This window comes from Labrenzia sp. 011 (genome assembly GCF_003075075.1).
Lineage (GTDB): Bacteria > Pseudomonadota > Alphaproteobacteria > Rhizobiales > Stappiaceae > Roseibium.
In genome coordinates, this window is the sequence record NZ_QCYM01000033.1 from 1 (window position 1) to 25,745 (window position 25,745).

The 25,745-nt window shown below is 63.0% G+C and carries 24 protein-coding genes; 7 read left to right on the plus strand and 17 right to left on the minus strand.

What is annotated here, in order from left to right:
* Positions 1–337: 337 nt before the first annotated feature.
* From DCO57_RS21385 to DCO57_RS21395, 3 genes are all read right to left on the minus strand, one after another.
* The gene (locus DCO57_RS21385) at positions 338–1,879 is read right to left on the minus strand and encodes a tripartite tricarboxylate transporter permease (protein ID WP_116700956.1); all 1,542 of its coding nucleotides are present in this window, start codon (positions 1,877–1,879) and stop codon (positions 338–340) included.
* Positions 1,880–1,891: 12 nt separating this feature from the next.
* The gene (locus DCO57_RS21390) at positions 1,892–2,323 is read right to left on the minus strand and encodes a tripartite tricarboxylate transporter TctB family protein (protein WP_116700957.1); all 432 of its coding nucleotides are present in this window, start codon (positions 2,321–2,323) and stop codon (positions 1,892–1,894) included.
* Between the two features lie 208 nt (positions 2,324–2,531).
* Positions 2,532–3,521 carry a tripartite tricarboxylate transporter substrate-binding protein gene (locus DCO57_RS21395; RefSeq protein WP_116700958.1) on the minus strand — a complete coding sequence of 330 codons (990 nt, stop codon included), beginning with the start codon at positions 3,519–3,521 and terminating at the stop codon, positions 2,532–2,534.
* Positions 3,522–3,711: 190 nt separating this feature from the next.
* Here DCO57_RS21395 and DCO57_RS21400 point away from each other — a divergent pair, with 190 nt between their 5' ends.
* The 3 genes from DCO57_RS21400 to DCO57_RS21410 are packed head-to-tail and all read left to right on the plus strand — an operon-like array spanning position 3,712 to position 6,843.
* On the plus strand, positions 3,712–4,383 hold the full coding sequence (locus DCO57_RS21400; RefSeq protein WP_165814805.1) for a response regulator transcription factor: 672 nt from the start codon (positions 3,712–3,714) through the stop codon (positions 4,381–4,383).
* Complete coding sequence (locus DCO57_RS21405) at positions 4,376–5,773, plus strand: sensor histidine kinase (RefSeq protein WP_116700960.1); 1,398 nt, start codon at positions 4,376–4,378, stop codon at positions 5,771–5,773. Before DCO57_RS21400 ends, DCO57_RS21405 begins: the two co-directional genes overlap by 8 nt.
* On the plus strand, positions 5,770–6,843 hold the full coding sequence (locus DCO57_RS21410) for an ABC transporter substrate-binding protein (RefSeq protein WP_116700961.1): 1,074 nt from the start codon (positions 5,770–5,772) through the stop codon (positions 6,841–6,843). Before DCO57_RS21405 ends, DCO57_RS21410 begins: the two co-directional genes overlap by 4 nt.
* A gap of 40 nt (positions 6,844–6,883) precedes the next feature.
* Here DCO57_RS21410 and DCO57_RS21415 read toward each other — a convergent pair whose 3' ends face one another.
* From DCO57_RS21415 to DCO57_RS21440, 6 genes are all read right to left on the minus strand, one after another.
* Positions 6,884–7,942 (minus strand): TonB family protein, encoded by a 1,059-nt coding sequence (locus DCO57_RS21415; protein ID WP_116700962.1) that lies wholly within the window; start codon positions 7,940–7,942, stop codon positions 6,884–6,886.
* The gene (locus DCO57_RS21420) at positions 7,939–8,340 is read right to left on the minus strand and encodes a biopolymer transporter ExbD (RefSeq protein ID WP_116700963.1); all 402 of its coding nucleotides are present in this window, start codon (positions 8,338–8,340) and stop codon (positions 7,939–7,941) included. Before DCO57_RS21420 ends, DCO57_RS21415 begins: the two co-directional genes overlap by 4 nt.
* Positions 8,337–8,723 carry a biopolymer transporter ExbD gene (locus tag DCO57_RS21425; RefSeq protein ID WP_116700964.1) on the minus strand — a complete coding sequence of 129 codons (387 nt, stop codon included), beginning with the start codon at positions 8,721–8,723 and terminating at the stop codon, positions 8,337–8,339. The genes DCO57_RS21420 and DCO57_RS21425 overlap by 4 nt, the downstream gene beginning before the upstream one ends.
* The gene (locus DCO57_RS21430; RefSeq protein ID WP_208978077.1) at positions 8,713–9,396 is read right to left on the minus strand and encodes a MotA/TolQ/ExbB proton channel family protein; all 684 of its coding nucleotides are present in this window, start codon (positions 9,394–9,396) and stop codon (positions 8,713–8,715) included. Before DCO57_RS21430 ends, DCO57_RS21425 begins: the two co-directional genes overlap by 11 nt.
* A gap of 9 nt (positions 9,397–9,405) precedes the next feature.
* Positions 9,406–9,858 (minus strand): hypothetical protein, encoded by a 453-nt coding sequence (locus tag DCO57_RS21435; RefSeq protein WP_133192728.1) that lies wholly within the window; start codon positions 9,856–9,858, stop codon positions 9,406–9,408.
* Positions 9,859–9,922: 64 nt separating this feature from the next.
* Positions 9,923–12,019 (minus strand): TonB-dependent receptor, encoded by a 2,097-nt coding sequence (locus DCO57_RS21440; protein WP_208978078.1) that lies wholly within the window; start codon positions 12,017–12,019, stop codon positions 9,923–9,925.
* A gap of 267 nt (positions 12,020–12,286) precedes the next feature.
* Here DCO57_RS21440 and DCO57_RS21445 point away from each other — a divergent pair, with 267 nt between their 5' ends.
* The 4 genes from DCO57_RS21445 to DCO57_RS21460 are packed head-to-tail and all read left to right on the plus strand — an operon-like array spanning position 12,287 to position 16,253.
* Positions 12,287–13,375: a ChuX/HutX family heme-like substrate-binding protein gene (locus DCO57_RS21445; RefSeq protein WP_116700967.1), complete on the plus strand. Its 1,089-nt coding sequence runs from the start codon at positions 12,287–12,289 to the stop codon at positions 13,373–13,375.
* Positions 13,372–14,268, plus strand: a complete 897-nt coding sequence (locus tag DCO57_RS21450) for an ABC transporter substrate-binding protein (protein WP_116700968.1) — start codon at positions 13,372–13,374, stop codon at positions 14,266–14,268. The genes DCO57_RS21445 and DCO57_RS21450 overlap by 4 nt, the downstream gene beginning before the upstream one ends.
* An 8-nt stretch (positions 14,269–14,276) precedes the next feature.
* Positions 14,277–15,410, plus strand: a complete 1,134-nt coding sequence (locus tag DCO57_RS21455) for an iron ABC transporter permease (RefSeq protein ID WP_116700969.1) — start codon at positions 14,277–14,279, stop codon at positions 15,408–15,410.
* Positions 15,411–15,419: 9 nt separating this feature from the next.
* The gene (locus tag DCO57_RS21460; RefSeq protein ID WP_116700970.1) at positions 15,420–16,253 is read left to right on the plus strand and encodes a heme ABC transporter ATP-binding protein; all 834 of its coding nucleotides are present in this window, start codon (positions 15,420–15,422) and stop codon (positions 16,251–16,253) included.
* 86 nt (positions 16,254–16,339) lie between these two features.
* Here the strand turns inward: DCO57_RS21460 and DCO57_RS21465 are convergent, their stop codons facing one another.
* The 8 genes from DCO57_RS21465 to DCO57_RS21500 all read right to left on the minus strand — a co-directional run bounded on the left by DCO57_RS21465 (position 16,340) and on the right by DCO57_RS21500 (position 24,892).
* Complete coding sequence (locus DCO57_RS21465; protein WP_116700971.1) at positions 16,340–17,815, minus strand: mannitol dehydrogenase family protein; 1,476 nt, start codon at positions 17,813–17,815, stop codon at positions 16,340–16,342.
* Positions 17,816–17,818: 3 nt separating this feature from the next.
* Positions 17,819–18,589, minus strand: coding sequence for an L-iditol 2-dehydrogenase (locus tag DCO57_RS21470; RefSeq protein ID WP_116700972.1), 771 nt, complete (start codon positions 18,587–18,589; stop codon positions 17,819–17,821).
* Positions 18,586–19,590: an ABC transporter ATP-binding protein gene (locus tag DCO57_RS21475; protein WP_116700973.1), complete on the minus strand. Its 1,005-nt coding sequence runs from the start codon at positions 19,588–19,590 to the stop codon at positions 18,586–18,588. The genes DCO57_RS21470 and DCO57_RS21475 overlap by 4 nt, the downstream gene beginning before the upstream one ends.
* Before the next feature lie 10 nt (positions 19,591–19,600).
* A complete protein-coding gene (locus DCO57_RS21480) occupies positions 19,601–20,431 on the minus strand; it encodes a carbohydrate ABC transporter permease (protein WP_116700974.1) in 831 nt (276 codons plus the stop codon).
* Positions 20,432–20,443: 12 nt separating this feature from the next.
* On the minus strand, positions 20,444–21,310 hold the full coding sequence (locus tag DCO57_RS21485; protein WP_116700975.1) for a sugar ABC transporter permease: 867 nt from the start codon (positions 21,308–21,310) through the stop codon (positions 20,444–20,446).
* A 110-nt stretch (positions 21,311–21,420) separates the two neighbouring features.
* Positions 21,421–22,722: a sugar ABC transporter substrate-binding protein gene (locus DCO57_RS21490; RefSeq protein WP_116700979.1), complete on the minus strand. Its 1,302-nt coding sequence runs from the start codon at positions 22,720–22,722 to the stop codon at positions 21,421–21,423.
* Between the two features lie 164 nt (positions 22,723–22,886).
* Positions 22,887–23,843, minus strand: coding sequence for a sugar-binding transcriptional regulator (locus tag DCO57_RS21495; protein WP_116700976.1), 957 nt, complete (start codon positions 23,841–23,843; stop codon positions 22,887–22,889).
* 353 nt (positions 23,844–24,196) lie between these two features.
* Positions 24,197–24,892: an HAD family hydrolase gene (locus DCO57_RS21500; protein WP_116700977.1), complete on the minus strand. Its 696-nt coding sequence runs from the start codon at positions 24,890–24,892 to the stop codon at positions 24,197–24,199.
* Between the last annotated feature and the right edge of the window lie 853 nt (positions 24,893–25,745).

Consider the following 25,745-nt stretch of genomic DNA (forward strand, 5'->3'; position numbering starts at 1 on the left):
GGAACCTCCTGTCTGATGATTGAGAACACCCCAATCGTCAGACAGAACCGCCTATCCGCAAAACACGCCGTGAAGATCATCCCAATCGCCCGCCACGAGCACCATTGCCGCGCGAGCGGCTTAGTCCAACCGCCCAACCTGTGAATTCACTGCATCTGCGATGAATGTCTGCTTTCAGGCGTAGGACGAAAACGGACGAACGTCCAGATCGGGGCGCGAAACCGCACGATAGTTATCCGGCGTATCATCGTCAGTCTCGACCCATATCCCGTTCTCGGCAAAACACCCTTCCCCCGGAACGGGGAAAGGGTGTTTCAGCGACTGGTGGCGTCACCATTCAGTCGATCACGGAACCTTCCTCGTCCCGCTTCATGTGGCGCATGCGGGCCTTGACGACCTTGCCGAAGATGATCGGCAGGAGGAAGCCGATGACGGCGAGGGTCCACAGACCGATGGACAGGGGGCTGTCGATCAGGGCGAACCAGTCGCCGTTGTCGATGGTGATCGCCCGGCGGAGATTGTTCTCCATGGTGTTGCCGAGCAGGGTTCCCAGGATGATCGGCACCAGGGGCACGTCGAGCTTGCGCAGGACCCAGCCGAGGACGCCGAAGCCGACCATCACCATCAGGTCGAAGGACGAGCCGGAAATGCCGTAGATGCCGACGAAGCTGACCATGGCGACGATGGGCATCAGGATGCGCGGCGGGATCAGCAGCACCCGGGTGAACAGGCCGATCATCGGGATGTTCATCAGCAGCAGCATGATGTTGGCGATGAACAGCGCCGCGATCAGGCCCCAGACCACATCCGGCTGCTGGGTGAAGAGCAGCGGTCCGGGGGTGATGTTGAGGGCCAGGAGAACCGCCAGCAGGACGGCGGTGGTGCCGGAGCCGGGCACGCCGAGGGCGAGCATGGGGACCAGGGCGCCGCCGGCGGCCGCGTTGTTGCCCGCCTCGGGGGCGGCGACACCGCGCGGATCGCCCGTGCCGAAGGTGCCTTCCTTGTCGACCAGCTTCTTCTCGAACGTATAGGCAATGAACGAGCCGAGCGAGGCGCCCGCGCCCGGCAGCACGCCGGCGAGGAAGCCGAGGAAGCTCGAGCGCAGCATGGTCGGGGTGCAGGACTTGAGCAGCGACCAGCTCGGCATCAGCCGTCCGACGGTGACCTTGTGGCCGCTGGCGTCGGCGTTGCCGTGGCGGTGTTCCAGGAACAGGAAGACCTCGGACAGGGCGAAGAGACCGACGATCGCGACCAGGAAGTCGATGCCGTCATAGAGATGGACTTCGCCGAAGGTGAAACGCGGCACGCCGGTCTGGGTGTCGACGCCGACGGTGGCCAGGCCGATGCCGAGGGCGGCGGCGAAGGCGGTCTTGGCCTGGTTGGTGGAGGCGACGCCGCCGAGGGTGGCGAAGGCCAGCGTGAAGAGGGCGAAATATTCCGCCGGGCCGAACAGCAGGGCGATCTTGACGAGCTGCGGGGCCAGCAGGATCAGCCCCCAGGTCGCCAGGAAGGCGCCGACGAAGGAGGCGACGCCGGACAGGGACAGCGCTTCGCCCGCACGGCCGTTCTTCGCCATGGGATAGCCGTCGAGGCAGGTCATCATCGCCGGTTCGTCGCCGGGAATGTTCAGCAGGATCGAGGAGATGCGGCCGCCATACATGGCGCCGTAGTAGACCGAGGTCAGCAGGATCAGCGACGGGGTCGCGCCGAGCCCGAGGGTGAAGGCCAGCGGGATCAGGATGGCAACGCCGTTGGAGGGGCCGAGACCGGGCAGGGCGCCCATCATGGTGCCGAGAAAGCAGCCCAGAAGCGCCAGCAGCAGGTTCTGCCAGGTGAGGGCGATCACGAAGCCGTCGGCCAGAGAAGACAGGGTTTCCATGGAAGCGCTCCGTTAAAATCCGAGGGGGCCGCGGGCCAGCGAAAGGCCGAGGACGAGATGAAAGACCGCATAGATGCCCAGCGAGGTCAGGCAACCGGACACGAGCGAGGCCACCGGAGCGGTGCCAAGGCGCCAGGTCAGGTAGCTGGCGGCAACGGCTGTCGCGATGATGAATCCGACTTCCGGCAGCAGGATCGCGTAGAGGATCATCACCAGGACCGAGGCGCCCACTTCCAGCAGGCGCGGCAGGGCCGGCCATTCGGGAGCCGTGTCGGGCTTGAGAAAAATCATGATTGACGACAGGCCAAGGACCGCCGCGATGATCAGGGGGAACGCCTTCGGGCCGACGGCGTCGGACAGGAAGCTTTCTTCGATGACGAGTGCGGCCCAGGCATATCCCAGCGCGAGGATCAGCCCGACCGCGCCGAAAATGCGGTCGCTCATGGTTGTTTTCCTATTGGCGGCTCATGCCGGGGTGCGGCGGCCGCCTGAAACGGGATCTGAAAAGTCCGGGCCCTTCCGCGGTGCCCTTGAAGCGACCGGCAAGTGAGAACGCCGTCCCGTGCTCAAGGGACATCCGTGGGCGGGTCTTGCCGGGAAGGGGAGGGGGCACCATGCATGCGCCCCCTCCGTCGAGGCCGATGGGCCGCTGTTACTTGATGATGCCGATCTCTTTGGAGATCTTCTGGATCTGGGCAACAGAGTTGGCGACGAACTTCTCGAATTCCTCGCCCTGGAGATCGAGCGGCGCCATGCCGTTGGCGGCCATCACGCCTTTCCACTCGTCACTGGCATACAGATCGGCGATCATGCCGACCCAGGCATTATAGGCATCGTCGGACATGTGTCCGGGAGCATAGAACCCGCGCCAGTTCGCACCGATGGCGTCGACGCCCTGTTCCTTCGCGGTCGGGAAGACCTCGAATTCGCCGGGAAGGCGCTCGGGAGCCAGGACCGCGATCACCTTGATGTCGCCGCTGTCGACAAAGCCCTTGGCTTCGGAGATGTCGCCGGTGAAGGCCTGCACGGAGCCGGCGAGAAGCTGGGTGACCGCTTCGCCGCCGCCGTCGAAGGCGATGTATTTGACGGAGCGCACGTCGTCGATGCCGTAGGCATTGGCCGCGATCAGCACCTTCAGGTGGTCCCAGCCGCCGACGGCGGAACCGCCTGCAACGGACACGGAGCTCGGGTCCTTCTTGATCTGGTCGAGAAGCTCCGGCAGCGTGTTGATCGGGCTGTCGGCGGCCACGGCGATCACGCCGTAGTCGGCGCCCACGGAGGCGACCCAGCGAACCTGGTCCATGGTGTTGCCCGGATAGGCGCCCTGGGCCAGGCGGGTCGCGGTTGCCGAAGAGGCCGCAACGATCAGGTCGTTGTCCTCATCGCGCTTGTTGACGACTTCGGCAAAGGCCACGCCACCGCCGCCACCGGCAAGGTTGACGACCTGCATCGTCGTGTCGAGCAGCTTCTGATCCTGCAGGGACTTGCCGACCTGACGGCAGGTGAAGTCCCAGCCGCCGCCCGGGTTGGCCGGTGCAATACATTCCGGATTTTCCGGTTTGAAATCGGCAGCGGATACGCCGAGCGCGGACGCGCCAAGAAGTGCGGCCGCCAGGAAAAGGCGGGTCGATTTGAATGTCATTATGTGTGTCCTCCACATGAACCAGGCTTTTGGATTGCCCTTGATATCCGCGAGACCGCTCAGGCGGGTCCTCCCCGCGGATGTAGGCCAAGCCTAGCGCCGAACCCTGTCATCAACCTGTCATCGCGGGCGGCATCGCTTGCATGGCAGGAAAAGCCGGGGCATGACAGAGCGAGGGAGGATTTGATCCGTGCGTCTCTTGCTCGTTGAAGACACATTCGACATGGCGGAAGCGATCATGATCCGGCTGGAGAGATCGGGCATCGCCTGCGATCTGGCCAGGACGCTGGAACAGGCAAGGGCCTGTGTCGAAGTCCAGCGCTATGACGTGATCGTTCTGGACATCAATCTGCCGGACGGGCTCGGGACGGAGCTGCTGAAGGAAATGCGCGCCGCCGGCGACCGTACGCCCGTGCTGATGCTGACGGCGGAATTTTCCGTCGACGACCGGGTCTCGTCCCTGAACTCCGGCGCCGACGACTATCTGGTCAAACCCTTCGACCACAGGGAACTGGAAGCGCGTATCCGGGCGCTCTACCGCCGGGAACAGGGCGACAAGGCCGAGGAGCTGAGGCTCGGCAATCTGACCTTCAACGCTTCCGCCCGTGTGGTGCGGCAGGAGGACAGCCCCATCAACCTGACCCGCCGCGAGTTCTCGCTTCTGGAGATCCTTGTCCGCAACCGGGGCAGGACGGTGAGCAAGGAGCGGCTGTTCGAAGGGGTCTTCAGCTTCGAGGACACCGATGTGGGCATGAATGCGCTGGAACTCTATATCGCCCGGCTGCGCAAGAAGCTTGCCGGCTGTTCCGTCAGGATCGAGACCCGCCGAGGGCTCGGCTACACGCTGGAAACCGATGCCTGACCTGATACGCAGACTGGAAACGACATCGCTGACCGCCCGGGTGGCGCTCGGCGTGGCGGTGCTGCTGATCATCGGTGGAGTGATCGTGTCCATCGCGGCCTTTGCCTATGGCCGGGAAGCGGCCCGCAGCGCCTACGACAGGCTGCTGCTGGGGGCCGCGCACGACATCGCCTCGGCGATCACGGTCCAGGACGGCAGGCCGGTGATCGAGCTGCCCGTCTCCGCGTTCGAGCTTCTGGCCTTCGCCCCGGACGACCGCATCGGCTACCGCATCATCGGGCCGGACGGCAAGACGCTCACCGGCTATGAGGAGATCGCGCTGCCGGCCAATCGCCGCGACCTCCGTGACGGCTATTTCGACGGAGCGTTTTTCGGCGAAGCCGCGCGCTTTGCCATTGTCTCCCGCCGGTTTGCCGAACGCACGCTCAACGGCACCATCAGGGTCATCGTCGGCCAGACGATGCAGGCTCGCAACGCCATGGCCTATGACATCACCCGCAAGGCGCTCTATGTGCTGGCCGCCTCGGGTCTGGCAATGATCCTGCTGGCCGTCGTCGTCGTGCGTTCGGTCCTGACACCGCTGGAGAAGATCGCCGGCGGCCTGTCCGGGCGCGACCCCCATGACCTGACGCCCGTGGACACCTCGGTGCCCCGGGAGACCGCCGTCATGATCAACGCCCTGAATGGCTTCATGGCGCGGCTCGACCGGCAGATGAATTCGATGCGTCACCTGATTTCCGACACGGCGCACCAGCTGCGGACCCCGGTGGCGGCGCTGCGCGCCCAGGCGGATCTTTTCTCGGAGGAAACGGACCTTTCCCGCAAGGAGAAGATCGTCGAGCGGATCCAGGCCCGCTCGGCGAGCCTCGGCCGTCTGCTCGACCAGATGCTGAGCCAGGCGCTGGTCATTCATCGCGGGGACAGCGCCCGCCGGGAAACGGTCGACCTGCGCGATATCGCGCTGGACGTGTTCGAGGAGGGCGACCACGCGGTGCTGAACCCGGAGGCGGATGTGCTGCTTGAAATCGGAGAGAAGCCGGTCGAGGTTCTGGCGGATGCGCCGTCCCTCAAGGAAGCGCTGAAGAACCTGCTGGGCAATGCCCTCAAGTACGGTCGCCCTCCGGTCCGCATTGGCGCGTCGCTGGAAGACGGCAAGGCGGTGATCTGGGTGGAAGACGCGGGCGAGGGACCGGACCGGCAGACGATGGAGGACCTCGGCACCAGGTTCAACAGGGGGGAGCTGGTTCGCCAGGCGGGCTCGGGGCTCGGACTGGCGATTGCCCATTCCGTCGCCGTCTCCTTCGGCGGAGAACTGGTTCTGGCGCAAACGCCCCGGAAGCGGTTTCGCGCGGCGCTGCTGTTCGACGCCGTGACGGGGAGGAACACATGAGGGCGGCAATCACATCCTTGCGGGCTGGTCTGGCCGGGCTTCTTGTACTGCTGACATGCGCTCCGGGCATCGCGCAGGAAATGGTGGCGGATTTCGGACCTGAGGGGGCCGAACAGAGCCTTGTGCTGCGATCCACCACGGATATCGCGATCTTCGGTCCTGTCGTGGATACCTTCCTGCAGGCGCATCCGGACATGCGGCTGCGCTACGAACAATGGGGGTCCAACGAGCTCTACCGGCTGTCGCGCCGGGAGTGCCGCAGCGGCGAGGCAGGGGCGGATATCGTCATCAGTTCCGCCGTGCACCAGATGGTCCAGCTCGTCAACGAAGCCTGCGCGCATGCCTACCGGTCGCGGTTGACCGAACAGCTGCCGGAAGCGCTCAGGTGGCGGGACGAACTGTGGGGCATCACCCGCGAACCGGCGGTGATCGTCTACAACCGCGATCTCGTTCCGGCTGGAGACATTCCTCAGACGCGGTTCGATCTTCTCGATCTGCTGCGGCCTTCCGATACCCCCTATGCGGGGCGGGTGGCGACCTACGATATCGAGGAATCCGGCCTTGGCTATCTCTTCGCCTTCGCCGATGCCCGGGAAGCCTCGACCTTCGGTGCCCTGCAGGAATCCTTCGGACGGACACGGGCGGTTTCCACCTGCTGCTCGGTGGACATCATCGAGGGCGTTGCGGAGGGACAATACCTCATCGCCTACAATGTGCTGGGGTCCTATGCGCATGGCTATCAGCAGCAGGATGCGCGCATCGGCATCGTCCTGCCTTCCGACTACACGCTGGTTCTTTCCCGCGCGCTGATGATCCCGAAGCAGGCCCGGCTGAAACCGCAGGCGGAAGCGTTTCTGGATTTCCTGCTGTCACCGCAGGGGACCCTTGCGCTGCGAACCGCTCTGCTGATCAGCCCCCTGCTCGAGATGGAAGACGGCAACGAGGGGGAGGCGCTCAGTTCGACGGCCCTGCGCCCGATCGGTCTGTCTCCGGCCCTGATGGTGGCTCTGGATGCCATGACCCGCGAGACTTTCCTGCGCCGCTGGCGGGCGACCTTTCCGGGACCCTGAGCCGGTTTGCTTGTTGTCACGGCTCTGGCGCCTGAAGCGGTCACCGCATCGCCACAGGCAGGGTGAAGGTCCAGCTCTTGCGTCCGGCGGAGGCCGGTATCGGCGGAAAGGGCGCCGCGCGGCTGACCGCCTTCATCGCCGCCTGGTCGAAGGGCCTGGAGCCGGACGAGCGGGCGAGGCGAACGGAGGTGACCGAGCCGTTCCGGCGGATCGTGAAATGGATCACCGCATCCTTCCTGGGGCGGCGGCCGCCTTTGGGCGCGCGAACGGCTCTCAGAAGCTTGCGATGGACCTTGGCAGGGTAATTCGTGACGTCCGAATTTCCGGCGGTGTCCGACTTGCCCTTGCGCTGCGATCCGCCTTTCTGGGCGGTCCGGTTCGACTGGCCGCCGGCACCGCTTCTTGTCGCCTTTTGCGCTTGAGGCTGGGTCTTGACCGGCTTTTTGGTCTCGGGTGTCCTGGTTCTGGCCGGTTGAGCCCTGGCGATCTTCTGCCTGGGAGGCTCGGGTTTCGACCGGGGGGCCGGCGCATCGGTTTCGGCGTGCAGGACGTCCTCACTGCGGACTTCCGTTGCTTTTACCGGTGAGGGGGGCTCGGGCATTGCCGTCTTTACTGGGGCCGCTTCCGCCACGACCGGCTTTGCCGGCTGAACCGGCGATGGCCGGTTCTCGATGCTCTTGGCTTCCGCGATTTCGATGTCCTCGACTTTCCGGACGGCCGCCGGACTGTCCGGCTGCGGCTCCGGAGCGACCGGCAGGGCAACGGTTGGGGTTGGTGAAACCGGAAGACTTGCAGATGCCGCGGGCTCAACGGGCGCCACCTCTGTTGCCGTTTCGGCCACCGGTTTCGCGCGCGCCGTTTCCGGTTCGACCGGTGTCTGAACCTCGCGGACATCCACGGGCTCGGCTGTCACTGTCGTTGCAACCGTTCCGGCGACAATCGTATTGAAGGGGGATTGGCCGAGCACGGCGTGAATCCCTGCGCCGGCCCCTTCGATTTCCAGCTCCGGACGGGTCTTCAGGGTCATTGCCGCGGCCAGGATATGGATGGCGACGGAGACAGCCAGGGCAATCAGCAGAGGTCTGCGCAGGAACTTCATTCGGACGACGCCCTGGTGACGATGACAACGCGCCCGGCGCCTGCCCGGTACAGGGCGCCGACGTGGCGCAAGAGGTCCCTGGCCTGCAGACGTTCGTCGGCGGCAAGTCTGACCACCGGTTTCGAGGTGTCGTCGCGGGTCACGAAGCGGAGCAGATAGTCCTCCGCGCTCACCGGCTGCTCCCGGTAGTGCAGCGTGCCGTCCACCCGCGCATAAAGCGCATCGGGCGGCGGCAGCGGATCGGCCGTTTCCGCCCGGGACAGGACGACTTCCGGATCCTGAGGCGGCGCCAGACGGCCGGCGACGAGAAAGAAGATCAGCATCAGGAAGACGATGTTGATCAGCGATATGGTCGACTCCAGGGGCCGCTTCGCCTGTTTTCGCTCAACCCTGATCATTCGTTGCCCGCAACGGTCACATCAAGATCGGGAACGGTTCTCAGCCTGCTGACCGCCGAAACCAGTTGCTGGGTGGTCGTGTCGCCGCGCACCAGAACGAGAAGACTGCCGATGTCGCGCGCCACCAGGTTTCGCGCCTCCTCCTCCAGAACGTCGGAGGCGATTTCACTGCCGTTGAGAAGGAGCCTGTCGTCCTGCAGGACCAGCAACGCCTTCGGCGGCGCGCCGCTGCCGCCACCTCCCGCCGGGGCGCCGATCTCCACCTGGCCGAAAGAGGTGAAGGTGGAGGACAGCATGAAAAACAGCAGGAGCAGGAAAATGACGTCGACGAGCGGCGTCAGCGATATGGATTTCTGCTTTCTGACCGGTCGATCAACGCGCATAGGAAAGCTGCTGTCCCCTGAAGGATGGCGTGTCCTGCGCTTGCGGCATGGGCTGCAGCAGCACGGAAGACGTGAGCGTTTCGATGGATACGCGCTCGGACTCCAGCCGGCCTTCCAGCCAGGTGACCGCCAGCGAGACCGGCATGGCGACGCCGAGGCCGGCGGCGGTTGTCATCAGCGCAACCCAGATGCCGCCGGCAAGGGCCGAAGGGTCCACGTTGCTGCCTGCTGACTGCAAGGCCTGAAAGGCCTCGATCATGCCGAGGACGGTGCCGAACAGGCCGATCAGCGGGGCCACCTGGGCGATGGCTTCCAGCGCCCGGACGCCTTTGGAAAAGTGATGCAGATCCGCGGCGGCCTGCACACTGACGCGTTCCTCGATCTCGGCCTTGTCCTTGCGCATTTCGACGAGCGTGAGCGCGGTTGCGAGCGCCTTGCCGGCAGCGCTTTTCGGCAGGCTTCTGCTTGCCCGGGCACCGGTCAGTTTTCCGTCCTGCCACTGGCGGACGGTTCTTTGCGCCCTGGCGCCGTCACCGATGCCGCAGGACAGGAATTCGAAGACCTTTACCAGGACAAGCGCGGTGGCCACCACGGAGAGACCCACGATCACCGTGACCACCGGGCCGCCGAGCTGAAGGAGCGAGGCGATATGATCGAAAATGCCGGACATCATGATGCGTTCCTATTGGGTGAGGGTGAGGCCGATGCGGCTGGACAGCTTCAGCGGTGCGCTGCAATGAGCCGATGCTGCCTTCGGGGCGCAACCGGCCGGACCGTTGATCAGGAGCCTTCCCGCCTGCGCGCACTCCGGGCCGGGAAGTTCAAACTGCCGAACCACGGTCTTGCCTGCCGGAAGCGCGCCGAAATCGAATACGGACATCTGGCTGATGACACCGTCGGGCGAAAAGAGAACCAGTTCATAGGCGGCGGCCTCGACGGCCTGGCCTGTGCCGTTGGTCATGACAAAGGACAGCCGGCAGTTCCCGCCAATGTCCTCGGCCTTGTTCAGTTCGAGGGTGATCGCCGCTCCGTCAGTCTGGTCCCGGGTCTCCTGGGCATGGACGGGCTGGTGGATAAGGCCCTGTGCGAGGATCCCTGCGCACAGGGCGGTCAGGACCGGTTTGAACAAACGCATTGCCATCATTCGGGCAAAACTCCGGTAGGGCCGCCGCCCGCGGGGACAGGCGGCGGCCTGGTGATCAGAACTTCCTGGCGAAGCTCAGCTTGAAGCTGCGGCCGGCACCCTCGTCGTCGCTCAGGTGATGCCGGTAGGATTTGTCGAAAACGTTGTCGATGTTGAAACGGAACTCGCTGTCGGCGAAATGCCCCTCCGTCGGCTTCCAGGCCGCGTAAAGGTTATGCAGGGCATAACCGGCGGTTTTTTCCTCGTCGTCGCCGACCAGATCCTGGGACGCGAAGAAATCGCCCTTCCAGCCGAAATCGAGGTTCCAGGGTCGATAGACATAGCCGATCTTCAGGAAGGCGTTGTCGGCCGGAATGGCATTGAGGTAGCCGCCGGTGGTGACGTTCTCGCCGCGGATCAGGGATGCGCCAAGGGTTCCGTAGATGCTGCCTGTCCAGTAGGAGGCCTCGAGTTCCAGGCCTTCATAGCGTGCCTTGGGAATGACTTCGGTCACGACCGCCGTTCCGTCCCAGTAGCTTGCATAGAAGTTCGTGACATTGTTGCGGAAGGCGGTTGCCTTCAGCCGGAAGGCGTCGCCTTCCAGAGCCAGGTCGTCGAAGGACAGGGTAAAGCCGGCCTCGAAGTTGTTCGACAGCTCCTTGTCGATGTCGTTGAGCGTGTAGTTGGAGAAGACCTCGTCCAGGGACGGGAGGCGTTCCGTGTGAGCGACGGACCCGAAGATTCCGAACCAGTCGGACATCTTGATCATGGCGGCGAGCTTCGGCGAGTAGCCGACTTCGCTCTTGTCCTCGTTCAGGTTGACGGTGTCACCATTGCCGTCCACATAGCTGCCGACCGAGACATTGGAGTAATCGATGCGCATGCCCGGGATCAGCGTGATCCGGTCGTTCCAGACCAGCTCGGCCTGGGCGTAGCCACCGACATTGACGGTTTCGCCTTCCGGATGGGAACCGGATCCGCTGCGCACATAGGTGCCGAAATCCCGCGGATTGCGCCGCTCCTGATACTGTCCGTCGATGCCGGTCGTCAGATAGGCCATCCAGCTCTCGCCCAGCTGGATCGTCGCCACGTTGTCCGCCTTGCCCTGCCAGGTTTCGTAGGAATATTCGGAATTCAGGCCGAACGGGTAATAACAGGTGGGAGGTGCGGGCGCCGGTGCGTACTGGACGCAGATCTGGTCCTGGTTGTTCTGTTCCACCCGTGTGTCGGACCAGCTGACCTGGGCTTTCATGTCCAGAAGGTCATTGTCATGGAATGCGTTTTCATAGCCGATAATGGCGGTCTGATCGGTCACCGTACGGTCGACGTCACCGAAGTCCGGTCCCCAGCTGATCTGGTCGTAATTCTGGTCGTCCTCGTCGCTCGACCAGTTTTCGTAACTGGCGAAAACCGACTGATCGTCGTTTTCCCCGAAGGTGTAGCGGGCCTTGATCAGGCCGTTGACGGAGCTGAAATCGGTGTCGTCGATCCTGTTGCCCTGACCGTCCGTGATGTCCTGGGACTGCCGGTAGTTGAGATTGCCGAGCAGTTCGAGGTTCTCGACCGGTTCCGCTGCGATGATCGCGCTGCCGAGCCAGCCGTTGCCATTGGAATCCCAGGAGGTCTTCAGGCGCCCGCCGAACCTGTCGCCGGGATCGAGGAAGTCGCTTGCGTCCTTGGTGGTGAAGGTGACGACACCGCCCATGGCGCCGGATCCGTAAAGCGTCGACGAGGCCGGCCCGCGCAGGACCTCCACCTGCTTGTAGAGTTCCGGATCGGAAAAGAAGGATCCCATCCGGTACTGTTCATAGAACTTGTTGACGCCGTCGACCTGGATGATGATCCGGCTCTCGTCGCCGGAAAGCGCTTCGCCGATGCCGCGGATGTTGATGCTTTCCCCCAGCACCGAGTTGCTGCCGATCGGGGTCACGCCGGGGACTTCGCTGAAGACGTCCCCGATGGTGCGTGCCTGCTGGGCGTCAATCGCCTCCTGATCCAGCACGGTGACTGCCTGCGGCGTGTCGATGGCCACCTTGTCGATGCCCGTTCCCACGACGATCCGCTGAAGAGGTGTTGCTGCCTCGTCCTGTGCGGCTGCCCCGCCATTTATAACCATTACCCCAAGAGCGACACCGCTCATGAGACCGGCGCGTCCGGTTCGTGTTAGCCCCATTAAACTACTCCAAAATGCGCGTTGTTCGCGTCCTTTGCCGCTGCTTCCCGAGCAGGGTTTTAAACATGAGTCGATGACTCAGGTATTGAAGTCAATATGAAACATGAGTATAGGAGTCAAGTATCGGATCGCAGCTGCCGTGGAATTCTTCCTCTTTGGAATTGTTCCAGATTGTCTTTCGTTTCCATAAGGTTATCCGAATGGAGATGGACGGCTCCTGAGCGGCGGCCGCGATGATGCAGACCACAGTCAACGAAGGCAGGACCCATGAACGCCGATCAGATCTCTCACGAAAACCGGCCTGACGCGGCCACGATCCGCGAGGCGCGCGCTGAAAATCCGAAAACGCGGGAGCGGGATCTGGCTGCCAGTCTCGGCGTGAGCGAAGCGGAGCTGGTGGCAAGCTTGGTCGGACACGGGACCCGCCGGATCGAACCGCGCTTCGACGTTCTTTTCCCGGCGCTGCAGGAAGTGGGCAACGTGATGGCACTGACCCGCAACGAAAGCGCGGTTCACGAAAAGATCGGACCTTTCGAGAAATTCCTGCCCGGAAACCGCGCGGCGCTCGTGCTGGGCGAGCAGATAGATCTGCGCATGTTTCCCGGAAACTGGGTGCATGGATTCGCCGTGGAAAAGAGGGATGGCGAGGACGTGCGCAGGTCGCTGCAGTTTTTCGACGCCCATGGGGACGCCGTCCAGAAGATACATGCCCGGCCCGAAACGGATCTGGGTGCCTGGGACCGGCTGGTCGATAAACTGAGTCTGGAGGATCAGAGGCCGGACATGCTGCCGGACGTGACGCCGGCCGAGCCGTTTTCCCGGAAAACCCCGGCGGACGGTGTCGAGACGGCACTGCGCGACCGCTGGCAGTCGATGAAGGATCCGCACCAGTTCCACGGACTGCTCAGGGACCTTGATCTTGACCGGGTCAGCGCCTTCGAACTTGCCGGTGAGACGTGGGCCTGGCCGCTGGATCAGGGATCCGTCCCGGCGCTTTTGCGTCTGGCGGCTTCGGAAGGCATTCCGATCATGTGCTTTGTCGGCAATCGCGGCTGCATCCAGATCCACACGGGAGCGGTGAAAACGGTGATGGACAGGGGCCCGTGGATCAATGTGATGGATCCGACCTTCCATCTGCATCTTCGGACAGACCATATTCACGAAGTCTGGGCGGTGCGGAAGCCCGCCGATATCGGTCACGTCACCTCGATCGAGGCCTATGGCCGCGACGGGCAGCAGATCATCCAGTTCTTCGGCATGCGCGGAGAAGGCAATGCGGAACGTGCGGACTGGCGAGGTCTGGCGGAAAATCTTCCGCGACTGGACCGTGCGGTGGCGCTGGGGGCGGCAGAATGAGACAGATCCTGAAGTCCCGCCTTTCCGGCATCGCGGTGGCAACGGCCCTGACCGCTGCCGCTCTCGTCACGCCTGCCAGATCCCTCTTTGCCGAAGGCACGGAGCAGCCTGCTGTGGAGCGTATCGTCGCCGTGGGCGGCTCCGTCACCGAGGTGATCTATGCGCTCGGCGAAGAAGATCGCCTGATCGCCCGCGACAGCACGAGCATCTTTCCGGAGGAAGCGCTGGAATTGCCGGATGTGGGCTACATGCGGGCGCTGTCACCCGAAGGGGTGCTGTCCGTCGATCCGGAACTGATCCTCATGCTGGAGGGCAGCGGCCCGCAGGAGACAGTGGATCTTCTCAGGAAGTCCGGCATCGCCATCGCTGATATCCCGCATGCCTTCACCGCCGAAGGCATTGCCGACAAGGTGCGCACCATCGGCGCGGCACTGGCCGTGCCGGAGAAGGCGGAAGAGCTGGCGCTCAAGCTGGAAGCCGATCTTGAGGCCGCGCGCAGGCAGGCGGCCGGACAGACATCCGGCGTGCGGGTCCTGTTCATCCTGTCGACCAACGGCGGGCGCATTCTGGCGTCCGGATCGGATACGGCCGCCGACGGTATCCTGAAACTGGCCGGTGCGGAAAATGCGATGGCCGATTTTTCAGGCTACAAGCAGCTCAGCGACGAGGCCATCATCAGCGCGGCACCGGACGTTGTCCTCATGATGTCGCGGACCGGCGATCATGGAGCGGACGCCGAGGAGCTGTTCAGCCATCCGGCCCTGGCGCAGACGCCGGCGGGCCGGAACAACCGGCTCATCAGGATGGGCGGCCAGTATCTGCTCGGCTTCGGACCTCGAACCGCCGATGCGGTCCGCGAGCTTGCCGTCGAGCTCTCCAGTGTGCGGAGCTGACCGATAGCATGAGCGGCGTGACACTTCCCGAGCGATCCGCCCGGTCGTTTTTCCGGTTCGGCGGATCGCACGCTTGCGAAGGCAGCCGGGAACCGCTGGCCCGGGCGGCAATCGCGCTGCTGACCGTCGTGGCCGGATTGACCATGCTTGCCAGCCTGGCCATCGGTCCGATTTCCATTCCCGTGCTCGATCTTCTGCCACATCTGCCGGGCCGCGTTCTGGCGGCGGACGCAGGTGCTCCGGAAGGCGTCTCGGTGCGCGACTGGATCGTGATCATGGAAATCCGGCTGCCGCGTGTGGTGCTCGGCGCGCTGGTCGGTGCCGCGCTCGCGGTCGCGGGAGCGGTCATGCAGGGCCTGTTCCGCAATCCGCTGGCCGATCCCGGCATCGTCGGCGTATCCGCCGGGGCAGGGCTGGGTGCAGCGCTGTTCATCGTGCTTGGCAATGCGGTGCTGGCGCCGGCGATGGCCGTGCTGGGAATTTACGCGGTGCCGCTTGCCGCCTTCGTCGGCGGCCTGATTACCACGCTGCTGCTCTATCGCATCGGCACGCGGGGCGGGATCACCTCCGTCGCGACCCTGCTGCTTGCCGGGATCGCGCTGGGGGCCCTGACCGGGGCCATGACCGGCCTTCTGGTCTATGCCGCCGACGACCAGCAGTTGCGAGACCTTCAGTTCTGGGGACTCGGGTCCCTCGCCGGATCCAATTGGGAGAAGGTGGCCTCGGCTGCGCCCATCATCCTGATCATGCTGGTCAGCGTGCCGTTCCTGGCAAGGGGACTGAACGGGCTGACCCTCGGAGAGGCCGCCGCGTCCCATATCGGAATCCGGGTCCAGCGGCTGAAGAACATCTCCATCCTGCTGGTCGCGGCGGCCACCGGCGCCTCCGTTGCCGTCAGCGGCGGCATCGGCTTTGTCGGAATCGTCGTGCCGCACCTTCTGCGCCTGACGATCGGGCCCGATCACAGATATCTGTTGCCCGCGTCGGCGCTTCTGGGGGCGATCCTGCTGATTGCCGCCGACACGCTGGCGCGTACCATCGTCGCCCCCGCCGAACTGCCGATCGGCATCATCACCGCCTTTGCCGGCGCGCCGTTCTTCCTCTGGATCCTGCTGCGCAAGCGCGGCCTCACGGGCCTTTGAAAGGAATGCATGTTACCTCATCTCAAGCTTGTGGCGGGCCAGTCAGCATCCGAACTTCGCGTCGACCGCGCCGGGGTTGCCATTGGCCGCACACCCATCATTCGGGAGATCACCTTCACGGCCCGCGCGGGTGAGTTCACGGCGATCATCGGTCCGAGCGGATCCGGCAAGACAACCCTGTTGAAGGCGATGACCGGCGAACTGGCCTATTCCGGTTCGATCCTCCTGGCCGGTCTGGAGACCGGGCAGCTTTCCGCGGAATATCTGGCGCAACTGCGCGGAGTTCTACCGCAAGCGAGCCAGATCTCGTTTCCGCTCAATGTCTCGGAAGTGGTCGGTCTGGGCGTGATCGACAGACGGCAGGGCAGGGCCTCGCGAAGCCGCAGGATCGGTGAAGCGCTCTGCAGGGTCGGGCTCGCCGGTTTCGAGGGGCGGACCTATCAGGAGCTGTCCGGCGGCGAGCAGCAGCGGGTGCAGCTTGCCCGGGTGCTGTGCCAGGTCTGGGAACCGGTGGCCGACGGCGGTCAACCCCGCTGGCTGTTTCTGGACGAGCCGGTCTCCAGTCTCGACATCAAGCACCAGTTCCAGATCATGCGCCTTGCCGCCGATTATGCGGCGTCAGGCGGCGGGGTGGTGGCGGTGATGCATGATCTCAACCTGACCGCCGCCTTTGCCGACCGCATCCTGGTCATGAAAAACGGAAGGCGTCTGAGCTTCGGAGCCCGGGACGAGGTGATGCGGGCGGATCTCCTGTCGGATGCCTATGACTTTCCGCTGGCGCTGACACGCTTTGAAGAGTCCGATGTTCCTCTTGTGGTACCGGCGCCCGGTTCGGACCGGTGACCGGATGGCATCGATCCTGAAACTGATTGTGTTTGGTCACCAACCAGTCTCAGACCTTCAAGGCGAATGAACAACCTTCCTAGAACCTACACCTGGCCCTTGAGATAAGCCTTCAGTGTTTCGGCGACACCGAGCGTGGCGATGTTTTCCGCGGCGTCGCGGAAGGCCAAAAGAAAGGCCGGTTCACCGGCGAGGTTGCCGAGCAGGTCCGGCATTTCGAATTCCCCGGAAGCGCTGTCATAGACGCTTGCCGCCCAGTCTTTCAGTTTATCCGCATTGTCGTCTTCAAGCCGGATTTCATTTCCGGCTTCGTCGGTCCCCCGGCAGTAACGGCACCAGAGGGCGGTTTCAAGCGCGAGGCCGCTGATGGGCAGGCCCCGGTCGAGCCGGTCCCGGATGGTCGGCAGGATGAATTTCGGCTGGCGGTTCGATCCGTCCAGGCAGAGGCGGGGAATCGTGTCGCCCACCGCCGGGTTGGAGAAGCGTTCCATGATCGTCGTGAGATAGTCCGCGAAGCTCACCCCCGGAATTTCCGGAACGGTGGGCAGGATCTCGTCTTCCTCCAGCTTGCGGAGGAAATCGCGGATCAACGGGTCCGCCATGGCGTCATGGACGAAATAATGACCCAGCAACGCGCTCGCATAGGCGATGGCCGCATGGCCGCCGTTGAGAATGCGCAATTTCATGAGTTCATAGGGCGCCACATCCCTGACGAACTCGACACCGACCTTTTCAAGCGCCGGGCGTCCCGTGGGGAAGCGATCCTCCAGCACCCATTGCCGGAAGGGTTCGCAGACGACCGGGGCGGCATCCTCGAGACCGAAGGTGTCGCGCACGAGATTGCGTTCCCGGTCTCCGGTTGCCGGGGTGATGCAGTCGACCATGCCATTGGGGAAGGCGACGTTTTCGGCGATCCAGTCGGCCGTCTCGCTTGAGAGGGCACGGGCGAAGCCGACGACCGCCTGTCTTGCCATATGCCCGTTTTCCGGAAGGTTGTCGCAGGACATGACGGTGAAGGGCGCGACACCGGCGGCCTTGCGTTTCAGCAGGGCGGCGACCAGCACGCCGAACACGGTCCCGGGATGGTCCGGGTTTTCCAGATCCGCCTGAATTTCCGGATGGGCGCTGTCGAAGCCGCCGCTGTTCGGATCGACATAGTAGCCCCCTTCGGTGATGGTCATCGACACGATGCGGATGCCGGGGTCCGCCAGTCTGCGGAGCAGCGCCGCCGGGTCGACATCGACGAAATCGATCATCGACCCGCAGATCCGCGCGCTCAGTCCCTTCGGGTCGAGTTCGACCACGGTGGTGAGCCAGTCCTGGGGCTTCAGCCGCTCCCGCATGGCCGCGTCATAGGGTTTGAGCCCTGCGCCGACAATCGCCCAGTCGTGTCCCTCGCCGAGCGCGAAGAGCCTGTCCAGATAGATGGCCTGATGGGCGCGGTGAAAGTTGCCGACACCGATATGCACGATGCCGGGCGACAGATCCGCGCGTTCATACGCAGGTCCGCTGATGGAGTTCGGGAGGGAATTGAGCACAGTCTTGTCGAGTTTCTGGGTCATTGGTCAGCTCATCCAGTTGCCGCCGTCAACATTGTAGGTTTGCGCCAGGATGTAGTCGGCCTCGTCGGACGCCAGGAACACGGCCATGCCGGTCAGGTCGTCCGCGGTTGCCATCCGGCCATAGGGGACGGCGGCGCCGACCGCGGCCTTTTTCTCGCCTGGCTTCAGGCCTTCGTATCTGGCGAAAAGCGCATCGACACCGTCCCAGTGCTCGCCGTCGACGACGCCGGGGGCAATGGCATTGACGTTGATGCCGTGGCGGATCAGGTCGAGTCCGGCGGACTGGGTGAGGCTGATGACGGCCGCCTTGGTGGCGCAATAGACGCCCACCAGGGCTTCCCCGCGCCGGCCCGCCTGGCTGGCCATATTGATGATCTTGCCGCCTTTGCCCCGTCCGATCATCGACTTCGCGGCGGCCTGCATCATGAACAGGGTGCCGGCGACATTGATGTCGAACAGACGCTGGTAGCTGTCGCGAGTGATCTCCGCGATCGGGGCCAGGTCGAACAGGGCGGCATTGTTGATCAGGATGTCGATGCCACCGGTTCTTGCCTCGACCGCCGCGATGGCCGCATCGATGGAATCCTGACGGGTGACATCCAGCTCGACAGCCCAGGCACCCGGCCCGATCTCCGCCGCGGCGGCTTCCGCGCCCGCCATGTTGATGTCGCCGATCGCCACGGTTGCGCCTTCCTGCACGTAGCGGCGGGCGAAGGCCTTGCCGATGCCGCGCGCCGCACCGGTGATCAGCGCGGATTTTCCTTCAAGTCTCATGCGATTCTGAGATCCTGCTTGTCGAAGCGGTGGATCTTGCTCGCATCGGGGGTGAGATAGACGGTGTCGCCGTGACGGGCGCTGATCTCGCCCGTCGAGCGGACGGTGATCGGATCGTCGACACCGTCGATGTCGACATAGAGGAAGGTGTCCGAGCCGAGATGTTCCGAGACCCCGACGCGGCCGGTCCAGGTTCCCTCGCTGGGGGAGACCGAAATGTGTTCCGGGCGCACGCCGATGGTCGCCGCGTCGTATCCGGCGGCGTATTGGCCCGTAAGGAAGTTCATCTTGGGGGAACCGATGAAGCCGGCGACGAACCTGTTGCGCGGCGTGTGGTAGAGCTCCAGGGGCGATCCGACCTGTTCGATCACGCCGGCCTGCAGCACGACGATCTTGTCCGCCATGGTCATGGCCTCGACCTGGTCATGGGTCACATAGATCATGGTGGTCTTGAGCGTCTGGTGCAGTTCCGAGATTTCCAGGCGCATGTTGACGCGCAGCGCGGCATCGAGGTTGGACAGCGGTTCATCGAACAGGAAGGCGGCCGGTTCGCGCACGATCGCCCGGCCGATGGCGACGCGCTGGCGCTGGCCACCGGAAAGCTGGCCCGGACGGCGGTCGAGATAGTCCGTCAGGTTGAGCACTTTCGCGGCCGCTTCCACCTTGGCGTTCTGGGCGGCCTTGTCCAGGCCGGCCATGCGCAGCGGGAAGGCGATGTTCTTGCGCACCGACATGTGCGGGTAGAGCGCGTAGGACTGGAACACCATGGCCAGGCCGCGTTTGGCCGGGGGCACTTCCGTGGCGTTCCTGCCATCGATGGTGATATCGCCGCTGGTGACGTCCTCCAGCCCGGCGATCAGGCGCAGGAGCGTGGACTTGCCGCAGCCGGAGGGGCCGACAAAGACGACGAACTCACCGTCGTCGATGCGCAGATCCAGCGGAGGGATAACCTGAACGTCGCCGAAGTTCTTGGTAATCTGGTTGAGGGTTATCTGACCCATGATCAGGCTCCTATTTGACCGCGCCGAAGGTGAGGCCGCGCACAAGCTGTTTCTGGCTGAACCAGCCGAGAATGAGGATGGGGGCGATCGCCATGGTCGAGGCGGCGCTCAGCTTGGCGTAGAACAGACCTTCCGGGCTGGAATAGCTGGCAATGAATGCTGTCAGGGGGGCGGCTTTCGCCGCGGTCAGGTTCAGGGTCCAGAACGCCTCGTTCCAGGCCAGGATGATGTTGAGCAGCAAGGTGGACGCGATGCCGGGCACGGCCATCGGCGTGAGGATGTAGAGGATTTCCTCCTTCAGGGCCGCCCCGTCCATGCGGGCCGCTTCAAGAATTTCGCCCGGGATTTCCTTGAAATAGGTGTAGAGCATCCAGACGATGATCGGCAGGTTGATCAGCATCAGGACGATCGTCAGGCCGACGCGGGTGTCGAGCAGTCCGAGCTCGATGAAGAGCAGATAGATCGGGTAGAGGACACCGACGGCCGGCAGCATTTTCGTCGACAGCATCCACAGCAGAATGTCCTTGGTGCGTTTGGAGGGCACGAAGGCCATGGACCACGCGGCGGGCACCGCGATGATGATGCCCATGACGGTGGATCCGCCGGCGATGATCACCGAATTCCAGAGAAAGCGCATGTAGTCGGAACGCTCCTGGACCACGGCGTAGTTCTCCAGGGTCCAGTCGAAGAAGAGGAACAGCGGCGGATCGTTGATCGCCTGGGCCTCGGTCTTGAAACTGGTCAGGATCGTCCAGAGGATGGGAAAGAAAATCAGCAGGCCGATACTCCAGGCGATCAGCGTGTTGAGAGCCTTGCGGCGGTTGGTGACTGCGCGGGCCATCGTCTCTTCTCCTCACGAGTCCAGATTTTTGCCGACAATGCGCATCAGGAAGATGGCGACAATGTTGGCCAGGATGATTGCGTAGACACCGCCGGCGGACCCAAGTCCCACATTCTGGCTTTCCAGAACGCGCTGGAAGATCAGATAGGTCAGTGTCCGGGTGCCGAAGGATCCCTGGGTGGTCACGAAGATTTCCGCGAAGACCGCCAGCAGGAAGATCGTCTGGATCAGAACGACAATGGTGATGGCACGGGACAGGTGCGGCAGGATGATGAAGCCGAAGCGGGCCAGCGGCGGTGCGCCGTCCATCTCGGAGGCTTCCAGCTGCTCGCTGTCGAGAGACTGGATCGCGGTCAGCAGGATCAGGGTCGCGAAGGGCAGCCACTGCCAGGAGACGATCAGGATGATCGAGAAGAGAGGCGCGTCGCTCAGCCATTCCACCGGTTGCGCGCCGAAGAATTTCCACAGATGGGCGAAGAGACCGTTCACAGGGTCCATGAACATGTTCTTCCAGACCAGCGCGGAGACCGTCGGCATGACGAAGAAGGGCGCGATCACGAGAATCCGGACAATGCCCTGGCCCCAGAGCGGCTGATCCAGCAGGATCGCGAGCAGGACGCCGAGCACGACGGTGATCAGCAGCACGCCGCCGACAATGACAAGCGTCGTCTGGACACTGGGCCAGAAGGCACTGGAAGAGACGAAGCGGACATAGTTGTCGAAGCCCACCCATCCAAGGTCGCCGCCGCGTAGCGGCAGATACTTCTTGAAGGAGAAGTAGAGGGTCATCGTCAGCGGGATGAGCATCCAGCCGAGCAGCAGAACGACGGCAGGGGCCATCATGATGCGGGCGGCGGAGCGGGAGTGCTGGGTTGCCATGGGTTACACCTGATCTGTCGACGGCATTTTCCGTCACTGATGGGTGAAAGCTTGTTCAGAGAAAGAGAGGGCGGGGTGACACCCGCCCTCCCAAGTTTCGGGAGGAGACGCTAGTAGCCTGCGGCTTCCATTTCTTCGGCGGTCAGGGTCTGAGCCTTTGCCAGGGCTTCATCGACTGTTTGCTGACCGGCCAGAGCTGCAGAGAATTCCTGGCCGACCTGGGTTGCGATGCCCGCGAACTCGGGGATGGCAACGAACTGCACGCCGATATAGGGAACCGGGTCGACAGTCGGGTTGGTCGGATCAGCCGAGTTGATGCTGTCCAGGGTCATCTTCGCAAACGGGATCTTGGCGTATTCCGGGTTCTCGTAGAGAGAGGTCCGGGTTCCCGGAGGAACGTTCGCCCAGCCTTCCCTGGAAGCGACAAGGTCGAGATATTCCTTGGAAGTTGCCCATTCGATGAACTGCTTGGCAGCCGCTTCCTTCTGGGTGCCGGCCGGAATGGCGAGCGCCCAGGCCCACAGCCAGTTGCCGCGCTTGCCCAGACCGGTGTCCGGTGCCAGGGCGAAGCCGACCTTGTCGGCCACCGTGGAATCGTCCGGATTGGTCACGAAGGAGGCGGCGACGGTGGCATCGATCCACATGCCGCACTTGCCCTGCTGGAACAGCGACAGGTTTTCGTTGAAGCCGTTGGTCGAGGCGCCCGGAGGACCCGCCTCGTTCAGCAGATCGATATAGAAGCTGAGGGTTTCCTTCCACTGCGGGGTGTCGAACTGGGGTTTCCAGTCTTCATCGAACCAGCGGGCGCCGAAGGAATTGCCGGTCGCGGTCAGGAACGCCATGTTCTCGCCCCAGCCGGCCTTGCCGCGCAGGCAGATGCCGTAGATCTCGTTGTCCTTGTCGGTCATCTTGCGAGCCGCGTCGGCAACGAATTCCCAGGTCGGCGCATCGGGCATTTCCAGCCCGGCCTTCTCCATCAGATCGGTGCGATACATGATCATGGAGCTTTCGCCGTAGAACGGCGCGGCATAGAGCGTGCCGTCGACGGACAGGCCGCCGCGCATGGCGGGCAGGATGTCGTCGGTGTCGTAGCTGTCCGGAAGATCGTCGAGCGCGACCAGCCAGTCCTGCTTGCCCCAGATCGGCGTTTCGTACATGCCGATGGTCATGATGTCGAACTGGCCGCCCTTGGCGGCGATGTCCTGGGTGACGCGCTGGCGAAGGACGTTTTCCTCAAGCGTGACCCACTCGACGGTGTGGCCGGTCTTGTCGGTGAAATCCTGGGTCAGACCCTGCATGCGGATCATGTCGCCGTTGTTCACGGTCGCGATGGTGAGTGTTTCTGCAGTCGCCGGAGCACAGAGTGCTGCGACCGCACATGCGCCGAGCAGCGCACGGGTATGAAATGCCATATTTTCCTCCCAAGCGAGATTGGGCATTTGCCATTCTTGCGAGCAAATATTCGCCTCGAAGTCGTACGGGAGTCAAGGAAGGAATTGCATGTTGCAGCGCCAATTTCTTTGTGCGCTGCAAAAATATGATATAATTCAGTGTGTTGTATTTGGTGGGAATTTGCTCAGAACTTGAGCAATTGCTCTGCGGTGGCTTCATTCGTGATCAGGCAGTTGATCAACCGGCCCTGGAGGGCCCCCAACATGGCCGGTACCTTGCCGTCGCCCGCAGCGATGCCGTAGACCGGCTTGTCCCCGGCGGGCTTCAGCGGTGCGCTGGCGACCAGATCATTGGTGAGCCCCTCGATCATGTTGCCGTCCCGATCATAGACCCAGCTGGTAATTTCGCCGACCGCGCCGGCGTTCTCCAGGGCGCGCATCTCGTCCAGACTGACGAAGCCGTCCATGGCGAGCGGGGCGGTCGGCCCCATGTTGCCGATGCCGACGAAGGTCGCGTCCGCCTGGCGGATAAGATCCAGTATGCTGTGGACCGCTTCCTGATTGTGCAGCAGCTGCAGCTCTTCCCGGGAGCGGGCGAAGACGGGCAGGGGCATCGGATAGTGCCGGGCGTTGATCCGGTCGGCCAGGCGAATGATGACGTTATAGGCCGAGGCGGAGCCGTCCGACATCATGTTGCCCAGCAGCGAGGCGATGCGGTGCTGCGGACAGTCCATGGACGGGATCTGGTCGACCGACGCCCTCAGGGTCCGGCCGGTTCCGAAGGCAATGATCTTGGGTTGCTGCGAATTGAAATGGCGTTCCATTTCGGCGGCGGCCGCGTGGGCGATGCCGATCGTCGAGGACGGGGCGTCCGGATCGCTGGGGACGACGTCGCAGCCTTGCAGTCCGAAACGCTCGATCATCCGTGCGCTGAGTTCCATGCACCGGGCGATCGGGTGATCGAGCCGCACCTTGATCAGCCGTTCGCTGACCGCAAGGGAGACGAGGCGCTGGGCCGACTGGCGCGACACGCCGAGTTTGCGGGCAATCTCATCCTGGGTATTGCCGGCGACATAATACAGCCAGCCGGCGCGCGCCGCGTCATCGAGCCGGGAGGACTCGGCGGTGTTTTTCTGTTTCATCTGTGCCGTTACTCAGTCTGAATTTTGGCCTAAGCTGATGGAATTGTCCGGAAGATGCAAACAATTGCGTGACTTGTGACGGCGCATCCCATGTATTCATCAGGGATGCGGGGCAGGAACCGTCAGTGTTTTTCCTGTCTTCGGGACGGTCGCGCTTGCGGTTTCACGACCGCTTCATGCGGAGGACGGTTTGCGGCGGCGTGTTTCTGTCCGCCTGTCCGAAGCTGCAGCGAGACAACCGGGATGACGGCGACTGCTCCAGGCGCGTATGCCCTCGGAGTCGCCGCCAATGGGTGCCTGTTTTTCCGGATCTTGTCATCCACGTTCGCGGGATGCCTTCCGCCAGGCGCAGGCTATCCCGATGGCTCCGCGACCCGCCTCAAATCCGGCCTGAGCCGGAAAAACTCCTCGAAAGACGCAAAGACCTGCGCAGCCCCACCTGACACGCCTTCGGAATTCACGAGGTTTCTCAGGTGTGAGCCACCGATGAACCGCCAGACCGGCATTCCGGCGGCGAGGCCCGCCCTGACGCCGTTCTCGCTGTCCTCGATGACCAGGCATCTTGCGGGGTCGACGCCCCGCTTTTCCGCCGCCAGAAGGAAGAGGTCCGGGGCGGGCTTGCCGTTCCTGACCTCGGTGGCGGTTGTCGCGCGATCGGCAAACAGATCCTTCAGACCGGTGATCTCCAGCGACTTGGCCAGCCTCGGAGGACTGGAACTGGTGGCAAGACAATAATCCGGCTTCAGCTGCTCGATGACAGTGCGCACTCCGCAGATCGGTTTCAGATCCTTCTCGAAGGCGCTGAGGAGACTTGCGCGGTAGCGGATCTCGAACTCCGGCGGCAGATCGATCCCGAATTCCTTGCGGATCTGCTGCAGGACAACCGGGTAGCTGCGGCCGAGAAAATGGTGGGCGACATAGTCCATGGTGATGTGAACGTCGCGCCTTGCCAGTTCGGCGACCAGCATGCGGGCGCTGATCACTTCGCTGTCGATCAGGACACCGTCGCAGTCGAAGATAACAAGATCGATCGTCGTTTGGCCGGACATTGGAGACCTTCATGGCACGGATTAAAAAATAGCCTTCAGACGCCAAACCGGCAAAAGCTGCGAGGGAAAGCCGTCAGATCGACAGCCGGGCAGGGTCCGGTCAGCCGGCTTTGGCGGTTGGAAGCAGGACAGGACGCCGCTTGGGGCACTGCTCCTGCGGCGTTTTCGGGATTGCGTTCTGAAGTCCATCATCTGTCCTGCCGAAACCCCTGAAACACAAGGGCTCCTGTTTAGCAATTCTGCGCCGATTTACAATTGCCTTTGCTCCGAAACAGCTGCCCTTCGGGGAGCGGCAGGGAAGCCGGGGCGGTTCACTGCGCGTCGTCAAAGCCCGCATGCGGAGCTGACAACCCGGCAGAATGAATTCGGCCTGAAATTCAGTCGAGTGACTTAGCTTTCAACAGGGCCTTCCGGAGGGTCTTTGGTGTCATTTCGCTTCAAACGGGCCGCGTAAAGGGAGGCGGCTTGCGTAAAATTGGAGAATTTCACGCCTGCAAAATTTTTTTACCGCAGTGCGAGATGGCTGTGTGCAACTCTTTTATTCTACCCTGCCTAAAAAGCGCGCATAAATCATCTGCGTCGACAGTCAGTAAATTTATATTATTGCTTGATTTTTAGTTCGGATATTCGGAATTTATTTTTATTTCTTTTTATAAATTACTGTATTCTTTGTATTTCAGAAGATTTTAATAGAAATAGTACTTAGGCGACTGGTCGGTCGCGTTTCAACCAGAGCAAGTGCAGCTTGTATTATTGGTTTTTTCCGAATTGTTTCAGGCCTGTATTACACAGGCAAGGTGTGTATTACGACAAAAAGTATGTGGTTCGAACAACTACAATAGGATCTTTTAAC